Consider the following 22,703-nt stretch of genomic DNA (forward strand, 5'->3'; position numbering starts at 1 on the left):
GTATATCCCCCGAGGCTGTTCGAACGATGAAAACGGAGACGAAGGTGATCAAGGGACGCCAGGGCATCGCCCGCAATCGGCACACCCCGTTGTGCCTGGGCCTGCTGCTGGCGCTGAGTCCGCTGGCCGCGGCCGTGGCCGACGCGCGCAAGGACGGCGAGACGGAACTGCCGGACATGGTGATCAGCGGAGAAAGCACGTCTGCCACCCAGCCGCCGGGGGTGACTACCCTGGGCAAGGTGCCGCTCAAGCCGCGCGAGCTGCCGCAGTCCGCCAGTGTCATCGACCATGAGCGCCTCGAACAGCAGAACCTGTTCAGCCTCGACGAAGCCATGCAGCAGGCCACCGGGGTCACCGTGCAGCCGTTCCAGCTGCTGACCACCGCCTACTACGTGCGCGGCTTCAAGGTCGACTCCTTCGAGCTGGACGGGGTGCCGGCACTGCTCGGCAATACCGCCAGTTCGCCGCAGGACATGGCGATCTACGAGCGGGTCGAGATCCTCCGCGGCTCCAACGGACTGCTGCATGGCACCGGCAACCCGGCGGCCACCGTCAACCTGGTGCGCAAGCGGCCGCAGCGCGAGTTCGCCGCCAGCACCACCCTCAGCGCCGGGCGCTGGGACCGCTACCGCGCCGAGGTCGACGTCGGCGGCCCGCTGAGCGCCAGCGGCAACGTGCGCGGCCGAGCGGTGGCCGCCTACGAGGACCGCGACTACTTCTACGACGTGGCCGACCAGGGCACCCGCCTGCTCTACGGGGTGACCGAGTTCGACCTGAGCCCCGACACCCTGCTCACCGTCGGTGCGCAATACCAGCACATCGACTCGATCACCAACATGGCCGGGGTACCGATGGCCAAGGATGGGTCCAATCTCGGACTGTCCCGCGACACCTACCTCGATGTCGACTGGGACCGCTTCAAGTGGGACACCTACCGCGCCTTCGGCTCCCTCGAACAGCAACTGGGCGGCGGCTGGAAAGGCAAGGTCAGCGCCGAATACCAGGAAGCCGATTCGCGCCTGCGTTACGCCGGCTCCTTCGGCGCCATCGACCCGCAGACCGGCGACGGTGGCCAGCTGATGGGCGCCGCCTACAAGTTCAAGAGCATCCAGCGCAGCCTCGACGCCAACCTCAATGGGCCGGTGCGACTGTTCGGCCTGACCCACGAACTGCTCGGTGGGGTCACCTACGCCCAGGGCGAGACCCGCCAGGACACCGCACGCTTCCTCAACCTGCCGAACACCCCGGTCAATGTCTACCGCTGGGACCCGCACGGCGTGCCGCGCCCGCAGATCGGCCAGTACACTTCGCCGGGCACCACCACCACCACCCAGAAAGGCCTCTATGCCCTGGGCCGGATCAAGCTCGCCGAGCCGCTGACCCTGGTGGTCGGCGGCCGCGAAAGCTGGTGGGACCAGGACACCCCGGCCACCCGCTTCAAGCCCGGTCGCCAGTTCACGCCCTACGGCGGGCTGATCTGGGACTTCGCCAGGGACTGGTCGTGGTATGTCAGCTACGCCGAGGTCTACCAGCCGCAGGCGGATCGCCAGACCTGGAACAGCGAGCCGCTGAGCCCGGTGGAAGGCAAGACCTACGAAACCGGGATCAAGGGCGAACTGGCCGACGGCCGCCTGAACCTGTCGCTGGCGGCGTTCCGCATCGACCTGGAGAACAATCCGCAGGAAGACCCGGACCATCCGGGGCCGCCCAACAATCCGTTCTACATCAGCGGCGGCAAGGTGCGCAGCCAGGGCTTCGAGCTGGAAGGCACCGGCTACCTGACGCCCTACTGGAGTCTCTCGGCCGGCTACACCTACACCAGCACCGAGTACCTCAAGGACAGCCAGAACGACTCGGGGACGCGCTACTCCACCTTCACCCCGAGGCACCTGCTGCGCCTGTGGAGCAACTACGACCTGCCCTGGCAGGACCGGCGCTGGAGCGTCGGCGGCGGACTCCAGGCGCAGAGCGACTACAGCGTCGACTACCGCGGCGTGAGCATGCGCCAGGGCGGCTACGCACTGGTCAACATGCGCCTGGGCTACAAGATCGACGAGCACTGGACGGCGGCGGTCAACGTCAACAACCTGTTCGACCGGACCTACTACCAGAGCCTGTCCAACCCCAACTGGAACAACCGCTACGGCGAACCGCGCAGCTTCAACGTCAGCCTGCGGGGCGCGTTCTGATGCCGCGCCAGTCGGGCTTCGGCTGGGCCTGGCGGGTTCCGCTGGCGCTCGCCGGCAGCCTGGCGGCGGCGACCGCCAGCGGCTATCTGTTGACTCGCGGGCTGCCCCTGGACGACCCGCTCGAGCGTCTCTACGCCGGGCTCTTCGGCGCGCTCGGGGTGGGCTTGTTGCTGCTTGTCGGCGGGTTGGTGGCGCGTGATCCGGGCAACTTCGCCTGGCGCCTGGGCGGTAGCCTGCTGGCACTGGGCCTGGCGTTGTGGCTGCTGGCGGGGCGCGGTTGAAGTGGCGGCGCGTCCTCTCCTGCTCTCGCTGCACGGTGGCGCCGGCGCGCTGTTCGGCGTGCTGCTGTTCGTGGTGCTGTTCAGTGGCGCCTGGAGTCTTGGCCACGACGACCTGCGCGAGTGGCTGCGGGCCCCGGCGCAGGCGGGAGGAGAAGCCCTTGCGCTGGAGCGCCTGCTCGAACGGGCGGGCGAGGAAGGCGTCGACATCCGCGATGCGACCCTGCTGCTGCCTGCTCCCGGCCATGCCGCCTTCAGCGTCTGCGATGCGCGCCTGGACTGCCGGCTGGACCTCGACCCGGCCAGCGGCCGGGTGCTGCCACCGACGCCGGCGCTGGACCTCCTGCTGAACCTGCACAAGAGCCTGTTCGTCGGCTTCCCCGGGCGGGTGCTGGTCAGCCTGTTCGGCGTATCGCTGTTGCTGCTGTGCCTGGCCGGCGTGCTGCTGCACAGCCGCCGCTGGCGCGACCTGCGGCGTTGGCGGCGGGACCGCGGGCTGCGCCTGGCGCTGTTCGACCTGCACGGCCTGATCGGCATCTGGGGACTGCCCTGGCTGCTGTTGTTCGGTTTCACCGGCGCGCTCAGCGGGCTGGGCGCGCTCGGGACCCTGCTGCTGGCGCCGGTGGCCTACCCGCAGGAACCGAACCGGGTGTTCGTCGAGTTGATGGGACCGCCGCCGCCCGCCGCCGAGGGGCGGCCATTGGCGTCCCGCATCGATCTCGACCGCCTGCTTGCCGGCGATGCCGTGCGGGCGCCCGGCTTCGTCGCCCAGCGCTTGAGCCTCAGTCATGCCGGGGATGTCGCCGGCAGCGTGGAGATCGCCGGTATCCAGCGTGGCCTGCCGAGTACCGCGAACTTCGAGCGGCACCGCTATCGGCTGGCCGACGGCGCCCTGCTCGGCGAGCGCAGCTCGGCGCAGCGCGGGTTCTGGCTGCGCGCCTTCATCGCCGTGCAGCCGTTGCATTTCGCCCAGTACCAGTGGCTCGGGCCGGGCTGGTCCGCCGCGTTGCGCGGCCTGCACCTGGCGATGGGCCTCGGCGCCTGCCTGCTCTGCGCCAGCGGCCTGTACCTGTGGCTGCAACGACGCGCCTCGGCGCCGGACGCCCGCGTACGGCTCTTGCAGCGCCTGAGCCAGGGTTTCTGTGCCGGCCTGGTGGCGGCGGCCGCGTTGCTCCTGCTGGGGCTGCAACTCGTGCCCTCGGAGCTACTCGCCGGACCCTGGCCGGGGCGGCTGTTCCTTGTCCTGTGGGCCGCCGCTGGCCTGGCGACGTTGCTGCTGCCGGGCGACTGGCCGCTGGCGCGCGGGTTGCTCGGCGTCGCCGGGCTGGCCTGCCTGGCGGCCGCCGTCGCGCACCTGGCGCCCTGGCTCATGCGCGGCCGGCTGCCGGCCCTGGGCCCCGACCTCACCCTGATCCTCTGCGGCGCGCTGCTCATCCGGCACGCCTGGATGCAGGCGCGCGCCGCCGCGCCACCCGCCCACCCCCGTGTCACCGGAGACCACCATGCTTGAGCTGTATCGCCACCGCCGCCTGGTCATCACCCTGGCGTTGCTCTACCTGTCCCAGGGCATTCCCATCGGCCTGGCCATGGACGCCCTGCCCACCCTCCTGCGCCAGAATGGCGCGCCATTGCAGGCGCTGGCCTTCCTGCCCCTGGTGGGGCTGCCCTGGGTGGTCAAGTTCCTCTGGGCGCCCTGGGTCGACAACCATTGGTCGCGCCGTCTCGGCCGGCGGCGTAGCTGGATCCTGCCGATGCAATGCATCGTCCTCGCCTGCCTGCTCGGCCTGGCGACGCTCGGCCTCGGCGTGGCCAGTGCCGGTTGGGCGGTTGGCCTGCTGGCGCTGGCTTCGCTGGCCAGCGCGACCCAGGACATCGCCACCGACGGCATGGCGGCGGAGCACTTCAGCGGCGAGCTGCTGGCCAAGGTCAACGCGGTACAGATCGCCGGGGTGATGATCGGCTTCTTCGGCGGCGGTGCCGGCAGCCTGATCCTCGCCGGGCATTTCGGCCAGCGCGCGGCGTTTCTGGTCATGGCCTGCGTGCCGCTGGCAAGCCTGTGCTGCGTGCTCGCCCTGGGGCGCGGCGACCCCCACGAACTCCCCCCGGCACCGGCCGCCAAGGCCAGCCTGCTGCGCTTCCTGCGTCGGCCGCTGGCGCCTTCGCTGCTGGCACTGGCACTGCTGTCGGCGATGACCGCGGTATCCGGCTTCGGCCTGTCCAAGCTGTACCTCAGCGATGCCGGCTGGGCCTTGCAGGACATCGGCCGGCTGGGCATGAGCGGTGGCCTGGTCACGGTATTCCTCGGCTGCGGCGGCGGCGCCTGGCTGGTCAGGCGGATCGGCCTGTGGCGCGGTTTCGCCCTTGGCGTGGTGCTCGCCGGTTGTTCGGCGCTGCTCTGGTATCTGCAGGCCGGTCGCTGGTTGGCACTGAGCGAAGGATTGGCGTGGACCTGCGTGCTGATCGGCTCGCTGGCTACCGGCATCACCTCGGTGGCGATCCTCACCGCGGCGATGCGCTTCGCCGGCCAGGGCGGCCAGGCCGGCACCGATGTCACCGCGGTGCAGAGCACCCGAGACCTCGGCGAGATGCTGGCGTCTTCGTTCCTGGTCAGCCTCACCGCGCAGATCGGCTATGCCGGCGGTTTCCTCACCGGCAGCGCCCTGGCGGTGCTGGCCCTGTTGCTCGCCCTGCGCCTGCAGGCCGGCGAGGGGCGCGGGGAGTGGAAGGGGCGGGCGGAAGAGGCCTGAGGCGCTGCCGATAGGCGCGCAGCGCCCGGCACCCGCACGGATGCCGCCTCTCCCGCGGACGGGAGAGGCGGGAGAGGGCAGGCGCGGTGGCCTGCCCGGTGTTGCTAGCGTGGCCGTTCCACCTGGTTGCGGTAGCTGCCGGTGATCGCTTCCAGCGCCGCGCTCTTCTCGGTCTTCGGTCGCGAAGCGGCGGCCCATTCCTCTTTTTCCCGTTCTCGGTTGGCCAGGATGATCTTGTTGGCGGTCGGCCGCCGCGCTTCTTCGTATTCGCGCAGGGCTGCGGCCACGTCGGCGTTGCGCGCCAGCGCGGCGGCCAGCTCGATGCCGTCGAGGATCGCCTGCGAAGCGCCGTTGGCGCCCATCGGATACATCAGGTGGGCGGCGTCGCCGAGCAGGGTGATGCGTCCCCGGCCCCAGTGCGGCAGCGGATCGCGGTCGACCATCGGGTACTGCAGGATCAACTGGTTGCGGGTCAGCAGGTCGCGGATGTCGAACCAGCCCAGGTCCCAGTCGGCGAAGAACGGCAGCACGTCCTCCAGGCGCCCGTCGCGGTTCCAGTCGGCCTCGTTGTCGAGCTGGCCGACGGCGGCGCTCGGCACCATGCACACCCAGTTCACCAGCGACTTGCCTTCGGCCGCGTGACGCGCCGAGATCGGATAGGCGACCAGGCGCGACCAGTGCTCGTCGTTGGCGACGATCATGGTCTTGCCGTCGAGGAAGCGGTCGAACTCGGTGACGCCGCGCCACATGGTGATCCCACCGTGGGACAGCGGCCCCTGGTCGGGATGCAGGTGCGCGCGGACCGCCGAATGGATGCCGTCGGCGCCGACCAGCACATCGGCACCGAGCGCCTGGGGCTTGCCGTGTCCGTCGCGGGCGCCGATCAGCACGCGGCCGTCGCGCTCCTCGATACGCTCCACGCCGAGACCGGTGCGTACCGCCTGTTGGCCGAGGCGCTCGCGCACCGCGGCGAGCAGGATCATCTGCAGCTCGCCGCGATGGATCGAGTACTGCGGATAGGCGTTGCCGGCTTCCACCCCGCGCGGCTCGGACCATACCGTGGCGCCGCTCTGGTCGATGTAGCGCAGCTCGTGGGTGGGGATGGCGGTGGCCGCCAGCGCCGGGCCGAGGCCCAGTTCGGCAAGGGCCTCGACCGCCGCCGGCTGGATATTGATGCCGACGCCAAGGGGGCGTATCTCGCTGCTGCTTTCCAGCAGCGTGACCTTGCCGATGCCGGCCTGGTGCAGGGCCAGGGCGCAACTGAGGCCGCCGATGCCGGCGCCGGCGATGAGGATATCGATGGGTTCGCTCATGGGTGCTTCCTTTTCTCGAGTGTTCGAATCGATGGGGGTTCGGCTGGGATGGATGACCGTTTACCGCGATGAAACGTCGGCGCAGCGGCGGATAACGCCGGTGGCGTTATTCGCCCTACGGCCCGGCTCCGGGGCCGCGGGACGCATATCCGCCGTGAAACGCCGGCGCAGCGGTGTCGTCACGGTTGCAGGTAGCGGTGCTTCCAGCCTCCTTCGTCGCGGTCGTAGCGCAGGCGCTCGTGCAGCCGCTCGGTGCCGTTGCCCCAGAACTCCACCGACTCCAGGCACAGTTCGAACAGGCAGTAGCCCGGCGGGCGCGGCAGCGGGCCGTCGGTTTCCGCCAGGCGCCGGGCTTCGGCGCGCAGGGCGTGGATGTCGGCGAGGGTTTCGCTCTGCCGCGAGGCGATCGACATCGGGTGGGTCTGGTACGGGCGGCTCAGCCACTGGGCGTCGGCGCGCTCGTCGGGCAGGCGTTCGGCGCGGCCGTTGAGAATGATCTGCTGGCTGCTCTCGCGCCAGTACAGCACCCCCGAGGCCCAGGGGTTCTGCGCCAGTTCGCGGCCCTTCTGGCTATCGGCGTGGGTGGCGAACACCACCCCGCGCTCGCCCAGCTCGGCGATCACCACGATCCGCGTCGACGGCCGGCCCTGCCCGTCGACCGTGGCCAGGGCCAGTGCCCGCGGCTCGCGCACGCCATAGCGGCGGGCGCGTTCCAGCCAGTTGCGCAGCACCTCCATGGGGTTCGCCGGCGGCGCCTCGAACTCCGGGAAAGGGGCTTCGATGGTCCCGGTGAGGGACTCGGAAATGTTCGCGTTGACGCCCATCACGGCGTTCCTCCGTTCTGCCCGTTCACAGGTAGGCCCGGCCTTCGGCGAAGGCCGCGCCGTTGCCCGACACTTCCACCGCCGAGACCCGCTCGCCGGCGCCCTCGGCGCGGGCGTACATGCGCGACGGCCGGCCGATCTCGACGCCCTGGAGGATCTCGATCTGCTGCCCGTAGGGGATCTGCCGGTGGCGCGCCAGGTGGATCGCCAGCGGCCCGGCGGCGGAACCGGTGGCGGCGTCCTCGACCACGCCGTAGGCCGGCGAGAACATGCGGCTGCGCCAGTGCCGCCCGGCGCCGGCGAAGCAGTTCACCGCCAGGTCCGGGAAGTCGCACAGCGCGCGGTGGTCGGGGTGCAGCGCGGACAGCGCGGCGACGCTCTCCAGGCCGACGAACACGTGGCGCGGGCCGTTGCGGTAGACCTCGATGGGAAAGGTCGAGCCCTTCAGGCCGAGGGCGGCGAGCAGCTCGGCCGGGCGGCTGAAGTGCTCCCAGGTGGGGATCGGCTGCTGCATGCTGCAGGCCACCACCTTGCCGTCCTGGCGCTCCAGGGCGAAGGGCACGGTGCCCATCCTGGTCTCCAGGAACAGCCTGTCCTTGTCGGTCTCGGCGCCCAGGGCGATGGCGGTGCCCAGCAGCGGGTGGCCGGCGAACGGCAGTTCGTTGACCGGGGTGAAGATGCGGATGCGCGCGTCGCCGTCCTGTTGCGGGCGGAGCACGAAGGTGCTCTCCGACAGGTTCATCTCCCGCGCCATGCGCTGCATGCGCTCGCCGCTGAGGTCGTCGCAGTCGAAGAACACCGCCACCGGGTTGCCTTGCAGCGGTTCGCTGGCGAAGGCGTCTATCACGACATATCTGTGCATGGGCTCTCCTGGCTCAGGGCCGCCGCTCGACCAGCGCGTGACGCAGCAGGTCGGCGATGATGCGCGGACCCTCGCGGGTCAGCACCGATTCGGGGTGGAATTGCATGGAGGCGAAGCGCGGCCCGCGCAGGGCATGGACCTCGCCGGTCTCGCGGTCGCGGCTGATCTCGATCGGGCCGACCTCGGGAATCTCGATGCGGTCCTGCAAGGCGCGCGCGGCGAAGGTGTTGTAGAAGCCGACGCGCTCGGCGGCGCCGAACAGGTCGATCTGTTTCTGCACGCCCTGGTTGGGCTCCTGCCGGCGTTGCAGGTCCAGGCCCAGGCACAGGCTCAGCACCTGGTGGCTCAGGCACACGGCGAGGAACGGCCGGCGCTCGCTGAGCAGCGAACGGATGGCCAGGTGCAGGTGGCCGATCTTCGGCTGGCCGATCTCGGTGGGGTTGCCCGGGCCGGGGCCCATGATCACCAGGTCGTAGCCGTCGAACGAGTACGGCTCCTGGAAGCCGCGCACGGTCACCGTCAGGCCCAGCGACTTGAGCTGCTTGGCGATCATCGAGGTGAAGGTGTCCTCGGCATCGACGATCAGCACCTCGCGTCCGGACAGGTCGGCCTGCAACTGCTGGCGCTCGCTGGCGCCGCGCAGCCAGAAGTCGGCGATCGGCGCGTTGCGGCTGGCCAGCGCCGCCACCACGTGCGGGTGCGAGCCCAGGCGCTGCGGCGCCTGGCTCTTCAGCGCGGCGATCAGCCCGGAAGCCTTGGCCCGGCTTTCCGCCGCCTCGCCCAGGGGATCGGAGTGACGCACGATGGTTGAGCCGACGCCGATGCGCAGGCGGCCGTCGCCCTCGATCTCGGCGGTGCGGATCAGGATCGCCGAGTCCAGCGTGCGCCCGCCCTGGCCATCGCCGCCGATCAGCGCCGCCACCCCGCTGTAGTAGCCGCGACCCTGCGGCTCGTAGCGGCGGATCACCCGGCAGGCGCTTTCCAGCGGGCTGCCGGTGACGGTCGGGGCGAACAGCGTCTCGCGCAGCACCTCGCGCACGTCGCGGTTGGTCTGGCCCTCGATGAAGTACTCGGTGTGCGCCAGGTGCGCCATCTCCTTGAGGTAGGGACCGAGCACCCGGCCGCCGTCCTCGCAGATCCGCGCCATCATCTTCAGCTCCTCGTCCACCACCATGTACAGCTCGTCGGCTTCCTTGCGGTTGTCGAGGAATTCCATGACCTCGGCCAGGTTCGGCCCGGCCGGCGGGTAGCGGTAGGTGCCGCTGATCGGGTTCATCACCGCCAGGCCGTCGCGCACGCTGATGTGTCGCTCGGGCGAGGCGCCGACCAGGGTGCGTTCGCCGGTGTGGACGATGAAGGTCCAGTAGGCGCCCTTCTCGCGCAGCAGCAACTGGCGGAAGAAACTCAGCGCGCTGGCCGTGGCGTAGCCGTCGATGCGCGCCTGGAAGCGCCGCTTGATCACGAAGTTGGCGCCTTCGCCGCGACCGATCTCGTCGGCGATGACCCGCCCGACCACTTCGGCGTAGGCCTCGTCGTCGAGGTCGAAACCTTCCTCGCTCAGTTCCAGCGCCTGGTTCGGCAGCAGCGCCAGGGCCTGTTCCAGCGGCAGCAGCTCCTGCTCCAGGACCTTCAGCGCCAGCAGCGGCGTGCCGTCGTCGAGCGCCTCGAAGCCGCGCTCGGCGATCTGCCGGTAGGGAATCAGCGCCAGCAGGTCATGGCGCGGCAGGCCCGGGCCGGGCTCGTCCAGCGGCAGGTCGGCCAGGCCGTGCAGTTCGAGCGCCTCGCCGCGGATCACGTCGAGCAGGCCCGGGCCATTGCTTTCCGGGCGGTAGAGCAAGGCGAACGGCGCCGGCCGTTCGAGCAGGCGCTGCAACAGCGATGTGGGCAGGGCGTTCATTCCAGCACCTCGTCGGTGGTGACCACCATCGCGCAGCGGCTGGCGGCGTATTCCAGGGCCATGCGGTGGTGCGCCTCGCTGAAGTCGGCGATGGCGTCGGCCACCAGGAACGGCTGGATGTCGTTGGAGTAGGCGTCGACCGTGGAGATCAGCACCCCGACGTGGGCGTATACGCCGCACAGCACCAACTGGTCGCGGCCGGCGGCGCGCATCCGCTGGAGCAGGTCGGAGTGGAAGAAGGCGCTGTAGCGCCACTTGGTCAGCAGCCAGTCGTCCGGCCCCGGCGCCAGCTCCTCGACCACCTCGCGGTCGGCCGGACTGGCGCGCATGCCCGGCCCCCAGAAGTCCTTGAGCAGGCCGCGCTGCTCCTCGGTCATGCTGCCCGGCTGGGCGGTGTAGGCGATCTGCACGCCCTGCTCGACGCACCAGCGGCGCAGCCGCGCGGCGTTGGCCACCAGTCCGGCGCGCAGGCTCTCGGGCAGCGGGCGCAGGAAGTAGCGCTGCATGTCGTGCACCAGCAGCACCGCGCGCCGCGGCTCCAGGCTCCAGCGCGCCAGGTTGGCCGGCAACTGCTGGGCGGTCGGCAAGGGATAGGCGGTGATTTCGGGAATGCCGCTCATGCCACGGTCTCCAGGGGGAAGGTTGCGCTCGGGATCGCTTCTGCGCCGGACCAGGCCATCACCGCGCTGAGTGCCTGCCAGGGGTTCAGCCGCGGATCGCAGAGGCTGGTGTAGTGCCGGCCGACCTGGTGCAGGCCGCTGGAATCGGCGACGCACTCGGTGACGTCGTCCGGGGTGGTCTCCAGGTGCAGCCCGGCGGCCACGCCGCCGGAGCCGGACACCGCCAGGCGGAACGCCGCCACCTCCTCGGCGATGCTGCGCACCAGGCGGGTCTTGTTGCCGCAGGGCGCGACGATGGTGTTGCCGTGCATCGGGTCGCTCAGCCAGATCACCGGGTGGCCGGCCGCGCGCACCGCTTCCACCAGCGGCGGCAGGCGCTCGCCGACCTTCTGCGCGCCCATCCGCGCGATCAGCGTCAGGCGCCCCGGCTCGCGGCGCGGGTCGAGGCGCTCGCAGAGCGCCAGCAACTGGTCGCGGCCGATCTCCGGGCCGACCTTGCAGGCCACCGGGTTGAGCACCTCGGCCAGCAGCGCCACATGGGCGCCGTCGACCTGGCGGGTGCGCTCGCCGATCCACGGCCAGTGGGTCGAACCGAGATAGACCCGGCGCTGCTCGTCCTCGCGCAGCATCGACAGCTCGTAGTCGAGCAGCAGCATCTCGTGGCTGGTCCAGACCGGCGAGGCATTCGCCTCCTGCCCGGACGCGGCGTCCCAGCCCAGGTGGCGCATGATGTTGCGCGCCGCCGCATAGCCCTTGAGGATCCGCTGCGGATCGGCCCGGCGCTGTTCGGCATGGGCCTCGCGGCCGTTGACCATGTCGCCGCGATAGACCGGCAGGGTCTGCTCGCCGACCTGCTCGTGCGGCTTGGAACGCGGCTTGGCGTACTGCCCGGCGATGCGCCCGACGCGGATCACCGGCCGCCGGCCGGCCAGGCGCAGGGCGCCGGCCAGCAGTTCCAGCACGGCGGCCTTGCGCGCCACGTTCTCGGCATGGTGGTCGTCCATGTCCTCGGCGCAGTCGCCGCACTGCACCACCAGCGCCTCGCCGCGGGCGACCCGCGCCAGGGTCGCGCGCAGGGCCAGGATGTCGCCGGCGCGGATCAGCGCCGGACTGCCGCGCAGGTACGCCTGCACGTCGCGCAGGCGCGACGGATCGCCCCATTCGGGTTGCTGCAGCGCTTCGCAGCGCCGTACGCGTTGCAATAGATCGTCCATGGTGGGTCCCCCTTCGGCAGGAGATATCGTTTCGATCAAGTGGGAATGCCTTCGCGTTTTATTTCCGGGACCGGAATGCTCAGGGCGCGCAATTGTTGGAAGACGTTCATGAATTCGCGGTTGCGCTTGATCTTGCCGTCTTCAAGTTCGAAGGAATGCAGGAAGTGGTTCTCGTAGTAGCCTTCGGGATATCCGGGGAAAAGAATCTTGCCGTGACCGTCGCATTCGACCCAGAAATGATTGGGGTCGTCGGTTCCGAATATATTTATGTTGTACCACTCCCAATCGGGAAAGCACTTCAATGACCAGACGGCATGTTCCGCAAGTTTGTCTTTGCCACGAATGACGATGGGCGAGCCGGTATCGGTGGTCCATAAACCGCCACAGCCGTCCTCGACGAAAAGTTCATGGCGGCGCAGGCGATCCTGGCCTTTGGTATTCATGTACTTCTCGACGGTGGCGCGATTCTTTTCGCGAAGTTCGTTGGCATCGGTGAAACCGATTGGATTTGTCGTATCAGGCATCGTCAATGCTCCTTGGCGGTAGATGTCATTCAAGTGGGAATACCGTCACGTTTTATTTGCGGAACGGCTATTCCCAATGCACGCAGTTTCTGTATCGGGTTCATGAACTCGCGATTACGTTTTATCCGGCCGTTCTCGAGTTCGAAGGAATGGATGTAGTGGTTCTCGCAATAGCCCTGCGGATACCCCGGGACCAGCGCCTTGCCGCGCCCGTCGCACTCGACCCAGAAGTGGTTCGGATCCTCGGTCTCGAAGATCCGCACGTTGTGCCACTCCCAGTCGGGGAAGCAGCGCTCGAGCCACTCGGCGAGCCGCCTGAGGCTCTCATGGCCCCGGAAAACCAGGGGTTCGCCGCTTTCCGTGGTCCAGTTGCCGGCGCAGCCGTCCTCGACGAACAGGCTGTGCCGCTGTAACCGTTCGGCCCCCTTCATTGCCATGTAGCGCTCCACCGTGGCGCGATTCAGGCGCCGCAGACGCTCGATGTCGAGGGGTGTTTCCCTGTACCGCTGACCGTTCATGCGCCGCCTCCGAGAGGGCTCTCCAGGTATGCCGGAGAAACTTTTCCCTCGCGGCATCGGTTATTCGCTGGCGCGCAGGAGTTCGTCGCTCGGTAAGGGAGCGATATTCGCTGGGCGCATTATTTATACGTAGGGTGAAATTTCGCGTTACATATGTTCGCCTGTCGTTTCCAATTTTCGAAAGGCAATAGGAGTTTCATCCCGGGTTTCTTTTGGAAACCTGTCGGTAATTGATTCGCAATGCTTTCGTTAAGGTGCGACAGACGAGGTCGCGAAGACTTTCAGCGTCATTCCGTGAAGTGTTTCAAATAGCCAGCATCCCTGGTCGCTGATGTGGATTGCATAAAACACAGAACGCTCGTACCGGCTCAACTACAAGATCTGGTAGGTGCCAGACAGGGTATGCGGGATTGCTAAGCTGATGCTTCCTGCAATGCCGGAGGTTGTAGCCAAGTTGTAATTTTATTCTTTCGGTACGCAGGAAAAGGCTCTGGAACAGGCAGTTGGAAAGTTCCAGGGTTGTTTCCGCAACGAGATCCAGGGAGCGCTGATCCGGGGGATGAGCGCATTTTTTCTCAAAGTTCCGAATGAACCGGGGTGTTCTGCGGTATTTCTCGCCGAGCGGGCAAGAAGTGCGAAATAGAGCGCTTGGGTACTTCTCGGGTTACGGAAATGTGTAACGAGAGAGAATAAAAGATGAATAATTCGAATCTTGCTGCTGCGCGTAATTTGATACAAGTTGTTACCGGGGAATGGAAGTCCCGTTGCGTCTACGTCGCTACGCGCCTCGGGCTGGCGGATCTGATCGAGAGCGGGATCGACAGCGACGAGACGCTGGCCGCCGCGGTCGGTTCCGATGCCGAGCGCATCCATCGACTGATGCGCCTGCTGGTGGCCTTCGAGATCTTCCAGGGCGATACCCGCGACGGCTACGCCAATACCCCCACCAGCCACCTGCTGAGGGATGTCGAGGGCTCCTTCCGCGACATGGTGCTGTTCTACGGCGAGGAGTTCCACGCCGCCTGGACGCCCGCCTGCGAGGCGCTGCTCAGCGGTACCCCAGGCTTCGAGCTGGCGTTCGGCGAAGACTTCTACAGCTACCTGAAGCGCTGCCCGGATGCCGGCCGGCGCTTCCTGCTGGCGATGAAGGCGAGCAACCTGGCCTTCCACGAGATCCCCAGGCTCCTGGATTTCCGCGGGCGTAGCTTCGTCGACGTCGGTGGCGGTTCCGGCGAATTGACCAAGGCCATCCTGCAGGCCGAGCCCAGCGCCCGGGGCGTGATGCTCGACCGCGAGGGTTCCCTCGGCGTGGCCCGCGACAACCTCTCCAGCCTGTTGGCAGGGGAGCGCGTCAGCCTGGTGGGCGGCGACATGCTGCAAGAGGTGCCGTCCAACGGCGATATCTACCTGCTGTCGCGGATCATCGGCGATCTGGACGAAGCCGCCAGCCTGCGGTTGCTCGGCAATTGCCGCGAGGCGATGGCCGGCGACGGCCGGGTGGTGGTGATCGAGCGGACCATCTCGGCCAGCGAGCCGTCGCCGATGTCGGTGCTCTGGGACGTGCACCTGTTCATGGCCTGCGCTGGCCGTCACCGCACCACCGAGGAGGTGGTCGACCTGCTCGGGCGCGGCGGCTTCGCGGTGGAGCGGATCGTCGACCTGCCGATGGAAACCCGCATGATCGTCGCTGCCAGGGCCTGAATCGGAACTTTCAACGGTTGGCCCCGGCGGTTTCGCCGGCGGCCAGTTGGCCGGCGCCCGGCGCCAGGTCGCCGCTGCCCCAGCCGAGCGCCTTGTAGAGCGCGATGACGTTGACGAACGAGGCGGTCTCCGCCTGCGCCAGTTCCTCGCGGATCTGGTACAGCGCGCGCTGGTTCTCCAGCACCGCCAGGTAGCTGCCGGCGCCGGCGCGGTAGCGTTCGTTGGCGATCTCCAGGGCGTTCGCGCCATGGGTCGCGGACTGGAACAGGGCGACCAGCCGACGCTGGTGTTCGGCCAGTTGGTTGAGCGCGTTGCCGACGTCCTCCTGGGCCAGCAGCAGGGAGCGCTGGTAGCGCGCCAGCGCGGCGTCGGACTGCGCCTCGACGGCGCGCAGGCGGGCCCGCACGTTGCCCAGGCGGAACGCCGGCCAACTGACGCTGGGCGCCAGTTCGAAGGCGCGCGAGGCGCTGCCGAGGTCGCCGCTGCGCAGGGCGAAGAAACCGATGAAGCCGCCCAGGTCGAGGCGCGGATAGAGTTCGGCGGTGGCCGCGCCGACGTCTTCGGTGCTCGCTGCCAGTTGCCGCTCGGCGCTGACTACGTCGGGGCGCTGGAGGATCAGGCGGTCGACGTCGCCCAGCGGCAGGTTCTTCGCCAATGGCGCGGCGGCGCCGCCGTCGAGGATCGGCGCGCCGCTGCCGGGTGCCTCGCCGCGCAGCACGTCGAGGCGATAGCGGGCGCTCTCCAGCGCGGTCGTCAGTGGCGGAATCGCCGCTTCGCTGCGCAGCAGGTTGGCCTGGGCGTTCTCCACGTCCTCCGGCAGGCCGCTGCCCAGTTGCAGGCTGCTGCGGGTCAGCTCCAGGGTGTCGCGCCAACTGCGCACCTGGGCGCGCGCCACGTCCAGCCGGCGCTGGTAGCCCTGGATCTCGAAGTAGGCGCGGGCGGTGTCGGCGGCGATGCTCAGGCGTACCAGCCGGAGGTCGGCGTCGGCCGCTTCGGCGCGGGCCAGGGCGGCGTCGGAAAGTCGGCCGAGGCGGCCGAACAGGTCGATTTCCCACTGCGCGTCGAAGCCGGCGCGGTAGCTCTCCGCCAGGCGCCGGCGCGGCTCGCCGTCGTAGTCCAGCTGTTGTTCGATGCTGCGGCTGTAGCCGGCCTGGCTGGTGACCTGCGGCAACTGGTCGAGCCAGCGGTCGTCGAACAGCGCGCGGGCGCTGCGCAGGTTGGCGCGGGCCTCGCGGATGTCGTGGTTGCGCGCCAGCGCCTGGTCGACCAGGCGCACCAGTTGCGGATCGTCGAAGAAACTCCACCAGGGCGCTTCCCGCCGCTCGCCGGAGAACTCGCCGAGGTGCTCGCTGGCGACGCGTGGCGGCGGCGACTGCGGACGCTGGTAGTCGGGGCCGACGCTGCAGGCGGCCAGGCCGGTGCCGACCGCCAGGGCCAGCGCCAGGCGCGAAAGGTTCGGGTAGGAGCGCTTCATGCCTTGTTCACCAGCAGATCGGCCTCGGCCAGTTGCCGGCTGCGCGGGCTCTTGTCGACTTCCGCGTGGTTGCGCGCCAGCAGGGTATAGACGGTGGGCAGCACGAACAGGGTGAAGAGGGTGCCGACCAGCATCCCGGAGACGATCACCACGCCCAGGCCGAAGCGGCTGGCGGCGCCGGCGCCGCTGGCGAAGAGCAGCGGCACCAGGCCGAAGACCATTGCCGCGGTGGTCATCAGCACCGGCCGCAGGCGGATCTGCGCGGCGCGCAGGATCGCCGCGCGGCGGTCGAGGCGCTCGTGGAGTTGCAGTTCGTTGGCGAACTCGACCATGAGGATGCCGTGCTTGCTGATCAGGCCGATCAGGGTGACCAGGCCGATCTGCGTATAGATGTTCATCGTCGCGTAGCCCAGCGCCAGCGGCAGCAGCGCGCCGCAGATCGACAGCGGCACGGTGATCAGGATGATCAGCGGGTCGGCCAGGCTCTCGTACTGCGCGGCGAGCACCAGGTAGATCACCACCAGGGCGGCGAGGAAGGCGAACACCAGGGTGTTGCCTTCCTGGGTGTATTGCCGCGAGTCGGATTGCCAGTCGTGGCTGAAGCCGGCCGGCAGGCCGCGCGCCACGTCGTCGAGGAAGGCCACCGCCTGGCCCATGGAGACGCCGGGCGCGGGGATCGCCTGGAGGGTCGCGGCGTTCTGCTGGTCGAACTGGATCAGCTTGTTCGGTTCGACCTGAAGCTCCACCCGGACCACCGTCGACAGCGGCACCAGGTTGCCGTCCTGGGTGCGCACGAACTGTCGTGCCAGCGCTTGCGGAGTGAAACGCTGGTCGCGCAGGCTCTGTGGGATCACGTCGTAGGAGCGGCCCTCCATGCCGAAGCGGTTGACGTAGTTCTCGCCCACCAGCACCGCCAGCGACTCGCCGATGTCCTGCATGCGGATGCCCAGGCTGTTGGCCTTGGCGCGGTCGATGCGGACCTGGACCACCGGGTTGTTGTAGTCGAGGTCGCTGTCGACCACCACGAACAGCCCGCTCTGTCGGGCCTTCTGCTTGATCTCTTCCATGGTCCGGTAGAGCACCGGATAGTCCTGCGGGCTGCGCAGCACCATCTGCACCGGCAGGCCGCCGGTGGAGCCGGGCAGGGCTGCCAACTGGAAGGCGAAGATGCTGCTGCCCTCGACGTCGCCGACCTTGCCTTGCAGCTCGGACTGGATCGCCGAGGCGTCGCGCTCGCGCTTTTCCCAGGCCGCCAGGTTGATCCCGCCGAAGCTCGCCGCCGGTCCGTCGGTGCCGTTGATGATCCAGGTGCTCACGGTTTCCGGGATGCTGGTGTAGACCTGGTCGAGCTTGCGCGCGAACAGTTCGACATAGTCGAGGTTGGCGTGCTGCGGCGCCTTGATCGCGGTGAGCACCGCGGCCTGGTCCTCGGTCGGCGCCAGTTCGCGCTTGGGCATCGAATACAGCAGCGGCAGGCTGATGCACACCAGCAATGCCAGGCCGCCGGTCAGCCAGCGGTGGCCCAGGGAGAACTCCAGGACCTGCCCGTAGCGCCGCGTCAGGCCGCCGAAGAACCACTCGGCGGCGCGGCCCATGCGCCCCTCGTTCTGGTGCGCCTGGAGCAGCAGCGAACTCATCACCGGCGACAGGGTCAGCGCCACCACCCCGGACACGATCACCGCGCCCGCCAGGGTCAGGGCGAACTCGCGGAACAGCGCGCCGGTGAGGCCGCCCATCAGGCCGATGGGGGTGTACACGGCGGCCAGGGTGATGGTCATGGCGATCACCGGGCCGGCCACTTCGCGGGCGCCGATCAGCGCCGCCGCCACCGGCGACTTGCCTTCCTCGATGTGGCGGTGGACGTTCTCCACCACCACGATGGCGTCGTCCACCACCAGCCCGATGGCCAGCACCATCGCCAGCAGGGTCAGCAGGTTGACGCTGAAGCCGAAAGCCAGCATCAGCGCGGCGGCGCCGAGCATCGACAGGGGAATGGTCGCCACCGGGATCAGCACGCTGCGCAGCGAGCCGAGGCAGAGGTAGATCACCAGCACCACGATCAGCAGCGCTTCCACCAGGGTCCGCACCACCTCGTCGATGGAGGCCTGGATGAAGCGCGAAGTCTCGTAGGCGAGGTCGACGCGGACATCCGGCGGCAGGGTCTTCTGGATCTCCGGCAGCAGCTTGCGGATGCCGTCGACGATCACCAGCGGGTTGCCGGTGGGCGTCGGGAACAACCCCAGGTGCACCGCCGGATCGCCGTCCATCAGTGCGCTGGTCTCGGTGGCCGCGGCGCCCAGTTCGACGGTACCGACGTCGCGCAGGCGCACCAGGCCGTTGCCATCGTTGCGGATGACCATCTCGCGGAAGTCGTCGACGTTGGTCAGGTCGGTGTTGACCCGCACGTTGGACAGCACGTACTGCCCCTTCACCATCCCCGGCGCCGCCTGGTAGTTGTTGCGGCGGATCGCCTCGGCCACGTCGGAGGCGGTCAGGCCGCGCCCGGCGAGGCGGTCGGCGTCGAGCCAGAGGCGCATGGCCAGGCGCTGGCCGCCAAAGGTCTGGACCTTGGCCACGCCGTCGATGGAAGAGAACATCGGCTCGACCACCCGCGACAGGTAGTCGGTCAACGCCGGGATCGGCAGGGTCTTGCTGGAAAAGCCGACGTAGGCTACCGCGGTGGTCTCGCCGGAAGAGCGTTCGATCACCGAGTCGTAGGCACGCTCGGGCAGCTTGTAGCGCACCGAGTTGACCTTGGCCATGGTCTCGGTCATCGCCTGGGTCGAATCGCGGTTGAGCAGCATGCGGATGGTCACCACGCTACGCCCCTGCACCGAGGTCGAGGAAAGGTAGTCGATGCCCTCCACCGACGACACCGCCTGGGCGATCGGCTGGGTGACGAAGCCTTGCATGAGATCGGCGGAGGCGCCGGGGTACTCGGTGGTGACGGTGATGGTCGAGCTTTCCAGCAGCGGGTACTGGCGGATCGGCAGCTTGCCCAGGGAGAACAGGCCGAGCAGCAGGATCAGCGTGCTGACCACCAGCGCCAGCACCGGCCGGCGGACGAACAGGTCGGTAAAGGTCATCGCGGGGTTCCTTCAGCGGCCTGCGACCGGCACGGGGGGCGCGGCACTGCTCAGGGTGTCTTCCTTGACCGGTTCCACGGCCATCCCGTCGCTCAGGTTGATCTGTCCGGAAGTCACTACCCGGTCGCCCTCGGCGAGGCCCTGGAGGATTTCCACGCGACCGTCCCAGCGCTCGCCGATCCGCACCGAGACGCGCTTGGCGCTGAGCGGCCGGTCGCCGTCCTGGTGGGCGACGAACACGGTGTCGCCGTAGGCGGTGTAGGTGACCGCGGTTTCCGGCACGCTCAGCGACGGCGCGTCGGCTTTGCGCGAGACCCGGATGCTGGCGAACATGCCGGCGGCGAGCAGGCCTTCGGGGTTGTCCAGCAAGGCCTGGACCTGCACCGTGCGCGACTTGCCGATCAGCGGGTCGATGGCGCTGATGCGCGCCGGGAAGCTGCGCCCCGGATAGGCGTCGACCAGGACCTCGAGGGGCTGGCCGAGCTTCAGCTCGGGGCTGGTGCTTTCGTCCAGGGAGAAATTGCTTTTCAGGGTCCGCGCATCCACCAGGCTGGCCACCGGCTCGGCGACGCCGAGGTACTGGCCGAGGTGCACGCGGCGGATGCCGAGCTGGCCGGAGAAGGGCGCGCGGATCGCCTTCTGGTCGATCAGCGCCTGGGTCTGGCGCACCGCGCCGAGCGCCATGTCGCGGGCGGCGACGGCGTTGTCCAGCTGTTCCTGCGAGGCGACGTTGCGCTCTACCAGCTTGCGCGCACGGGCATGGAGGATCTCGGCATTGCGCAACTGCGCCTTGAGACGGATCAGCTCGGCCTGTTCCACCGCGTCGTTGAGTTGCACCAGCAACTGCCCTTGCTGCACCTGCTGGCCCGATTCGAAGGCGATGCGGGTGATCCGTCCTGCCGCTTCGGCGGCCACCTGGACCTGGCGACCGGCCTCCAGCTCGCCGACGCCATCGAAGACGCGCGGCACCACCCGCCGCTCCACCGAGGCGAGGGCGACCTTCACCGGCGGGTAGCCGGCGAAACCGCCGGCGTCTTTCTTCGCCGAGCCGGTGGCGTAGACGGCGATGCCGATAACCGCCGCGCAGATGAGCGCGGCACTGGCGATCAGGACGGGTTTCTGCATGATCGCCTCAGGCCTTCTGGTAGGTGGCGGCCACGGAGACGTCCTGGCGCAGCCGCTGACGTTGCGCGCTGGCGATGGCCGTGGCGATCAGGCCGCCGATCACCGCGATGTGTTCGAGGGCGAAGAACATCGCCAGCTTGGCTTCGACGCCGGTCTTGCTCCAGAAGGTGTGGACGATGAGGATGGTCAGCAGCAGGAACACCGCCAGCGCCCCGGCGCCGAGCCATAGCTTGCGGTCCAGCAGGACCAGCGCGGAGCCGGCCAGCAGGGTCACGGCGGTGGCGATGTTGAACAGCCAGGCCGGCTCCAGGCCGGCGGCGCGCATTTCCTCCAGGCTGGCCTGATAGTCGAACAGCTTCGCCAGTCCCGAGGCGACGAACATCAGGGCCAGGCAGATCCGGGCGGTCAGCCAGAGCCAGTTGCTTTCGAGCGAGTTATCGATGAAGCGCTGCATGGGTCGTTCCTTGTGCTGGTCGCCATCCGGCGCCGCGAAGCGGCCGTGGGGGCGGTTCGTGGTCCTGGGGAAACGGGGCGGTATGACCGCAGCGGGGACTATAAAACCTCAAGTTAAGTTGAGGTCAAGGGCGTCTGTGATTAGCGCTATAGGCCTTGCTGGGCGTGGGTTTAAGGTGGATTCGTTGGTGTCGCGGGACGGTGGGATGAGGGGCTGACGATTGGTCGCGGGGACTATTGGGGGAGGGGCTGGGTGTAGCTTGCGGGCAACCCGTCGCGACGGTTCCCCCTGGAGCGAGACGCCTTCGCGGCATCACTGTCGCTCGACCCGCTGCGCGACGATTCGACCTCCTGCCGGGGCGAGTTAGCTCCCCCATCGTCTGGAGGGCAAGCATGACAAACCTCTACGTGGCGGATCCTGGTTCCGTAGGGCGAATAACCGCTTGCGGTTATCCGCCGGTTCTCCGGGACAGCGGCGGATAACGCCCCTGGCGTTATTCGCCCTGCAGGACTTGCCGTATGTGGGCGGAAGCTCCATGCCTGTGGGCCTTGGAGCCAGGGCGGGCTTCGGGTCTGGCTCCGTGGTGCGGATGACCGCTTAGCGCCGATCCGCCGGCCCAGCGGCATATCGGCGGATGGCCGAGCGCAAGGTCACGGCACCGCCACGAAGCGCAGATCGCTCGGCGACCCCACCTCGACGCTTTGCAGCGTCTTGCCCACCTGGCCGCTCTGCGGATCGCGGGCGAACACCCGCAACTGGTCGCTGTTCTGGTTGGCCACGAGGACGAAGCGCCCGCCGGGCGAGAAGGCGAATTCGCGCGGCTCGGTGCCTTCCACCGAGCGCCGTTCGACGAAACGCAACTGGCCGCTGGCCGGGTCGACGGCGAAGGTCACCAGTTGGTTGTCGTCGCCGCGATTGAGCACGCCGAGGAAGCGGCCGTCGGCGGACAGGTGCAGGGCGCCGGCGCCGACTTTGCCCTGGAAGCCGGCAGGCGCCAGGTCGTGGGTCTGCAACTGACGCAGGCGGCCATTGCCCTCATGGGCGAACACCATCACCTGGCCGCTCAGTTCCAGGGTCAGGTAGGCGAAACGCCCGTCGGCGCTGAAGATCAGATGGCGCGGGCCGCTGCCGGGCGGGGTCGGGACGAATGCCGGATCGGCCGCCTGCAGCGGACGTTCGGCCTGTTCCGGGGCGTAGCGGTAGACGAATACCTTGTCGGCGCCGAGGTCGGGGGCGAACAGGTACTGGCCGTCGGGCGAGGACACCACCGAGTGCACATGACCGGAAACCTGGCGCGGATGCACCTTGCTGGCCTGGTGCGACTCCACCTGCACCACCGGCGCCAGCGAGCCGTCCGCGCGCACCGGCAGTACCGCCACCGAGCCTTCCGGCTGTACCGAGTAGTTGGCGACGAACAGGTAGCGACCGTCGTGGCTGAGGCTGCTGTAGGTCGGATGATCGCCGAGGGTCTGGACCTGGCTGATCTGTTGCAGGCGGCCGCTGATCGGATCGAAACGGTAGGACGTGGCGCGACCGACGGTATCGCCCTTGCCGCCCCGTCCGTTCTCGTTGACCACGAACAGAGTGCGTTGGTCCGGGGCGAAGGTCAGGTACGAGGGGTTGCTGGTATGGGCCACGCGCAGCGGGCCTTTCACCGAGCCGTCGGCGCCGTCGAAGCGGTATACCTGGATGCCCTCGCTGGAGCCTTCGGTATAGGTCCCCACCAGCAGGTTGTAGAGGCTGGCGGCCTGGGCCTGGGGCGCCACGCCGGTGAGCGGCGCGAGGGCCAGCAGGCAGAGGGTGGGCAGTCTTCTCATGGGCAACTCCGTGGCTCGCTATTGTTCTGATGGCTCGGGGTTGGACCGGAGCCAGGCCGT

The 22,703-nt window shown here is 68.6% G+C and carries 18 protein-coding genes; 5 read left to right on the forward strand and 13 right to left on the reverse strand.

From position 1 onward, the window contains the following. Positions 1–26 precede the first annotated feature (26 nt). The 4 genes from fptA to ACI766_RS03640 are packed head-to-tail and all read left to right on the forward strand — an operon-like array spanning position 27 to position 5,214. Positions 27–2,189, forward strand: a complete 2,163-nt coding sequence (gene fptA, locus ACI766_RS03625) for a Fe(3+)-pyochelin receptor FptA (protein ID WP_003111969.1) — start codon at positions 27–29, stop codon at positions 2,187–2,189. Further along, positions 2,189–2,470, forward strand: coding sequence for a hypothetical protein (locus ACI766_RS03630; protein ID WP_014602465.1), 282 nt, complete (start codon positions 2,189–2,191; stop codon positions 2,468–2,470). The genes fptA and ACI766_RS03630 overlap by 1 nt, the downstream gene beginning before the upstream one ends. A 1-nt stretch (position 2,471) precedes the next feature. Next, positions 2,472–3,977 (forward strand): PepSY-associated TM helix domain-containing protein, encoded by a 1,506-nt coding sequence (locus tag ACI766_RS03635; RefSeq protein ID WP_034041582.1) that lies wholly within the window; start codon positions 2,472–2,474, stop codon positions 3,975–3,977. Beyond that, a complete protein-coding gene (locus tag ACI766_RS03640; RefSeq protein ID WP_023121902.1) occupies positions 3,970–5,214 on the forward strand; it encodes a RhtX/FptX family siderophore transporter in 1,245 nt (414 codons plus the stop codon). The genes ACI766_RS03635 and ACI766_RS03640 overlap by 8 nt, the downstream gene beginning before the upstream one ends. A 104-nt stretch (positions 5,215–5,318) precedes the next feature. On the opposite strand, the gene phzM (ACI766_RS03645) is transcribed toward ACI766_RS03640, so the two are convergent. The 8 genes from phzM (ACI766_RS03645) to phzA all read right to left on the reverse strand — a co-directional run bounded on the left by phzM (ACI766_RS03645) (position 5,319) and on the right by phzA (position 12,986). Beyond that, entirely contained in the window at positions 5,319–6,527 is a 1,209-nt protein-coding gene (phzM, locus tag ACI766_RS03645) for a pyocyanin biosynthetic protein PhzM (protein ID WP_003142876.1), read from the reverse strand. Between the two features lie 179 nt (positions 6,528–6,706). Continuing rightward, on the reverse strand, positions 6,707–7,351 hold the full coding sequence (phzG, locus tag ACI766_RS03650; RefSeq protein ID WP_003112073.1) for a phenazine biosynthesis FMN-dependent oxidase PhzG: 645 nt from the start codon (positions 7,349–7,351) through the stop codon (positions 6,707–6,709). A gap of 25 nt (positions 7,352–7,376) precedes the next feature. Beyond that, complete coding sequence (gene phzF, locus ACI766_RS03655; protein ID WP_003093628.1) at positions 7,377–8,213, reverse strand: phenazine biosynthesis protein PhzF; 837 nt, start codon at positions 8,211–8,213, stop codon at positions 7,377–7,379. Positions 8,214–8,226: 13 nt separating this feature from the next. Further along, complete coding sequence (phzE, locus tag ACI766_RS03660) at positions 8,227–10,110, reverse strand: phenazine biosynthesis protein PhzE (RefSeq protein ID WP_023090610.1); 1,884 nt, start codon at positions 10,108–10,110, stop codon at positions 8,227–8,229. Continuing rightward, on the reverse strand, positions 10,107–10,730 hold the full coding sequence (gene phzD / locus ACI766_RS03665; RefSeq protein ID WP_003093625.1) for a phenazine biosynthesis protein PhzD: 624 nt from the start codon (positions 10,728–10,730) through the stop codon (positions 10,107–10,109). The genes phzE and phzD overlap by 4 nt, the downstream gene beginning before the upstream one ends. Next, positions 10,727–11,944 carry a phenazine biosynthesis protein PhzC gene (gene phzC / locus ACI766_RS03670; protein WP_003460076.1) on the reverse strand — a complete coding sequence of 406 codons (1,218 nt, stop codon included), beginning with the start codon at positions 11,942–11,944 and terminating at the stop codon, positions 10,727–10,729. The genes phzD and phzC overlap by 4 nt, the downstream gene beginning before the upstream one ends. A 35-nt stretch (positions 11,945–11,979) precedes the next feature. Beyond that, a complete protein-coding gene (phzB, locus tag ACI766_RS03675) occupies positions 11,980–12,468 on the reverse strand; it encodes a phenazine biosynthesis protein PhzB (protein WP_003123955.1) in 489 nt (162 codons plus the stop codon). 29 nt (positions 12,469–12,497) lie between these two features. Next, entirely contained in the window at positions 12,498–12,986 is a 489-nt protein-coding gene (phzA, locus tag ACI766_RS03680; protein WP_003114729.1) for a phenazine biosynthesis protein PhzA, read from the reverse strand. Between the two features lie 696 nt (positions 12,987–13,682). On the opposite strand from phzA, the gene phzM (ACI766_RS03685) reads away from it, so the two are divergent. Beyond that, on the forward strand, positions 13,683–14,687 hold the full coding sequence (gene phzM, locus ACI766_RS03685; RefSeq protein WP_003093617.1) for a phenazine-1-carboxylate N-methyltransferase PhzM: 1,005 nt from the start codon (positions 13,683–13,685) through the stop codon (positions 14,685–14,687). Positions 14,688–14,697: 10 nt separating this feature from the next. Here phzM (ACI766_RS03685) and opmD read toward each other — a convergent pair whose 3' ends face one another. The 5 genes from opmD to ppgL form a co-directional block, all read right to left on the reverse strand. Beyond that, complete coding sequence (gene opmD, locus ACI766_RS03690) at positions 14,698–16,161, reverse strand: multidrug efflux transporter outer membrane subunit OpmD (RefSeq protein WP_003104727.1); 1,464 nt, start codon at positions 16,159–16,161, stop codon at positions 14,698–14,700. Further along, the gene (gene mexI / locus ACI766_RS03695; RefSeq protein ID WP_003093610.1) at positions 16,158–19,247 is read right to left on the reverse strand and encodes a multidrug efflux RND transporter permease MexI; all 3,090 of its coding nucleotides are present in this window, start codon (positions 19,245–19,247) and stop codon (positions 16,158–16,160) included. Before mexI ends, opmD begins: the two co-directional genes overlap by 4 nt. Positions 19,248–19,259: 12 nt before the next feature. Continuing rightward, positions 19,260–20,372, reverse strand: coding sequence for a multidrug efflux RND transporter periplasmic adaptor MexH (gene mexH, locus ACI766_RS03700; protein WP_003104731.1), 1,113 nt, complete (start codon positions 20,370–20,372; stop codon positions 19,260–19,262). Between the two features lie 7 nt (positions 20,373–20,379). Continuing rightward, the gene (gene mexG, locus ACI766_RS03705; protein WP_003093607.1) at positions 20,380–20,826 is read right to left on the reverse strand and encodes a multidrug efflux RND transporter inhibitory subunit MexG; all 447 of its coding nucleotides are present in this window, start codon (positions 20,824–20,826) and stop codon (positions 20,380–20,382) included. Between the two features lie 650 nt (positions 20,827–21,476). Beyond that, on the reverse strand, positions 21,477–22,643 hold the full coding sequence (gene ppgL / locus ACI766_RS03710; RefSeq protein ID WP_003093604.1) for a gluconolactonase PpgL: 1,167 nt from the start codon (positions 22,641–22,643) through the stop codon (positions 21,477–21,479). Between the last annotated feature and the right edge of the window lie 60 nt (positions 22,644–22,703).

Origin of the sequence: Pseudomonas sp. DL (genome assembly GCF_047199225.1) — a bacterium.
Taxonomy (GTDB): domain Bacteria; phylum Pseudomonadota; class Gammaproteobacteria; order Pseudomonadales; family Pseudomonadaceae; genus Pseudomonas; species Pseudomonas aeruginosa.

What these genes read in the sequence shown, in the direction of transcription:
- fptA (WP_003111969.1), top strand. Translation starts at nt 27, where the DNA reads ATGAAAACGGAGACGAAGGTGATCAAGGGACGCCAGGGCATCGCCCGC.
- ACI766_RS03630 (WP_014602465.1), top strand. Translation starts at nt 2,189, where the DNA reads ATGCCGCGCCAGTCGGGCTTCGGCTGGGCCTGGCGGGTTCCGCTGGCG.
- ACI766_RS03640 (WP_023121902.1), top strand. Translation starts at nt 3,970, where the DNA reads ATGCTTGAGCTGTATCGCCACCGCCGCCTGGTCATCACCCTGGCGTTG.
- phzM (WP_003142876.1), bottom strand. Translation starts at nt 6,527, where the DNA reads ATGAGCGAACCCATCGATATCCTCATCGCCGGCGCCGGCATCGGCGGC.
- phzG (WP_003112073.1), bottom strand. Translation starts at nt 7,351, where the DNA reads ATGGGCGTCAACGCGAACATTTCCGAGTCCCTCACCGGGACCATCGAA.
- phzF (WP_003093628.1), bottom strand. Translation starts at nt 8,213, where the DNA reads ATGCACAGATATGTCGTGATAGACGCCTTCGCCAGCGAACCGCTGCAA.
- phzE (WP_023090610.1), bottom strand. Translation starts at nt 10,110, where the DNA reads ATGAACGCCCTGCCCACATCGCTGTTGCAGCGCCTGCTCGAACGGCCG.
- phzD (WP_003093625.1), bottom strand. Translation starts at nt 10,730, where the DNA reads ATGAGCGGCATTCCCGAAATCACCGCCTATCCCTTGCCGACCGCCCAG.
- phzC (WP_003460076.1), bottom strand. Translation starts at nt 11,944, where the DNA reads ATGGACGATCTATTGCAACGCGTACGGCGCTGCGAAGCGCTGCAGCAA.
- phzB (WP_003123955.1), bottom strand. Translation starts at nt 12,468, where the DNA reads ATGCCTGATACGACAAATCCAATCGGTTTCACCGATGCCAACGAACTT.
- phzA (WP_003114729.1), bottom strand. Translation starts at nt 12,986, where the DNA reads ATGAACGGTCAGCGGTACAGGGAAACACCCCTCGACATCGAGCGTCTG.
- phzM (WP_003093617.1), top strand. Translation starts at nt 13,683, where the DNA reads ATGAATAATTCGAATCTTGCTGCTGCGCGTAATTTGATACAAGTTGTT.
- opmD (WP_003104727.1), bottom strand. Translation starts at nt 16,161, where the DNA reads ATGAAGCGCTCCTACCCGAACCTTTCGCGCCTGGCGCTGGCCCTGGCG.
- mexI (WP_003093610.1), bottom strand. Translation starts at nt 19,247, where the DNA reads ATGACCTTTACCGACCTGTTCGTCCGCCGGCCGGTGCTGGCGCTGGTG.
- mexH (WP_003104731.1), bottom strand. Translation starts at nt 20,372, where the DNA reads ATGCAGAAACCCGTCCTGATCGCCAGTGCCGCGCTCATCTGCGCGGCG.
- mexG (WP_003093607.1), bottom strand. Translation starts at nt 20,826, where the DNA reads ATGCAGCGCTTCATCGATAACTCGCTCGAAAGCAACTGGCTCTGGCTG.
- ppgL (WP_003093604.1), bottom strand. Translation starts at nt 22,643, where the DNA reads ATGAGAAGACTGCCCACCCTCTGCCTGCTGGCCCTCGCGCCGCTCACC.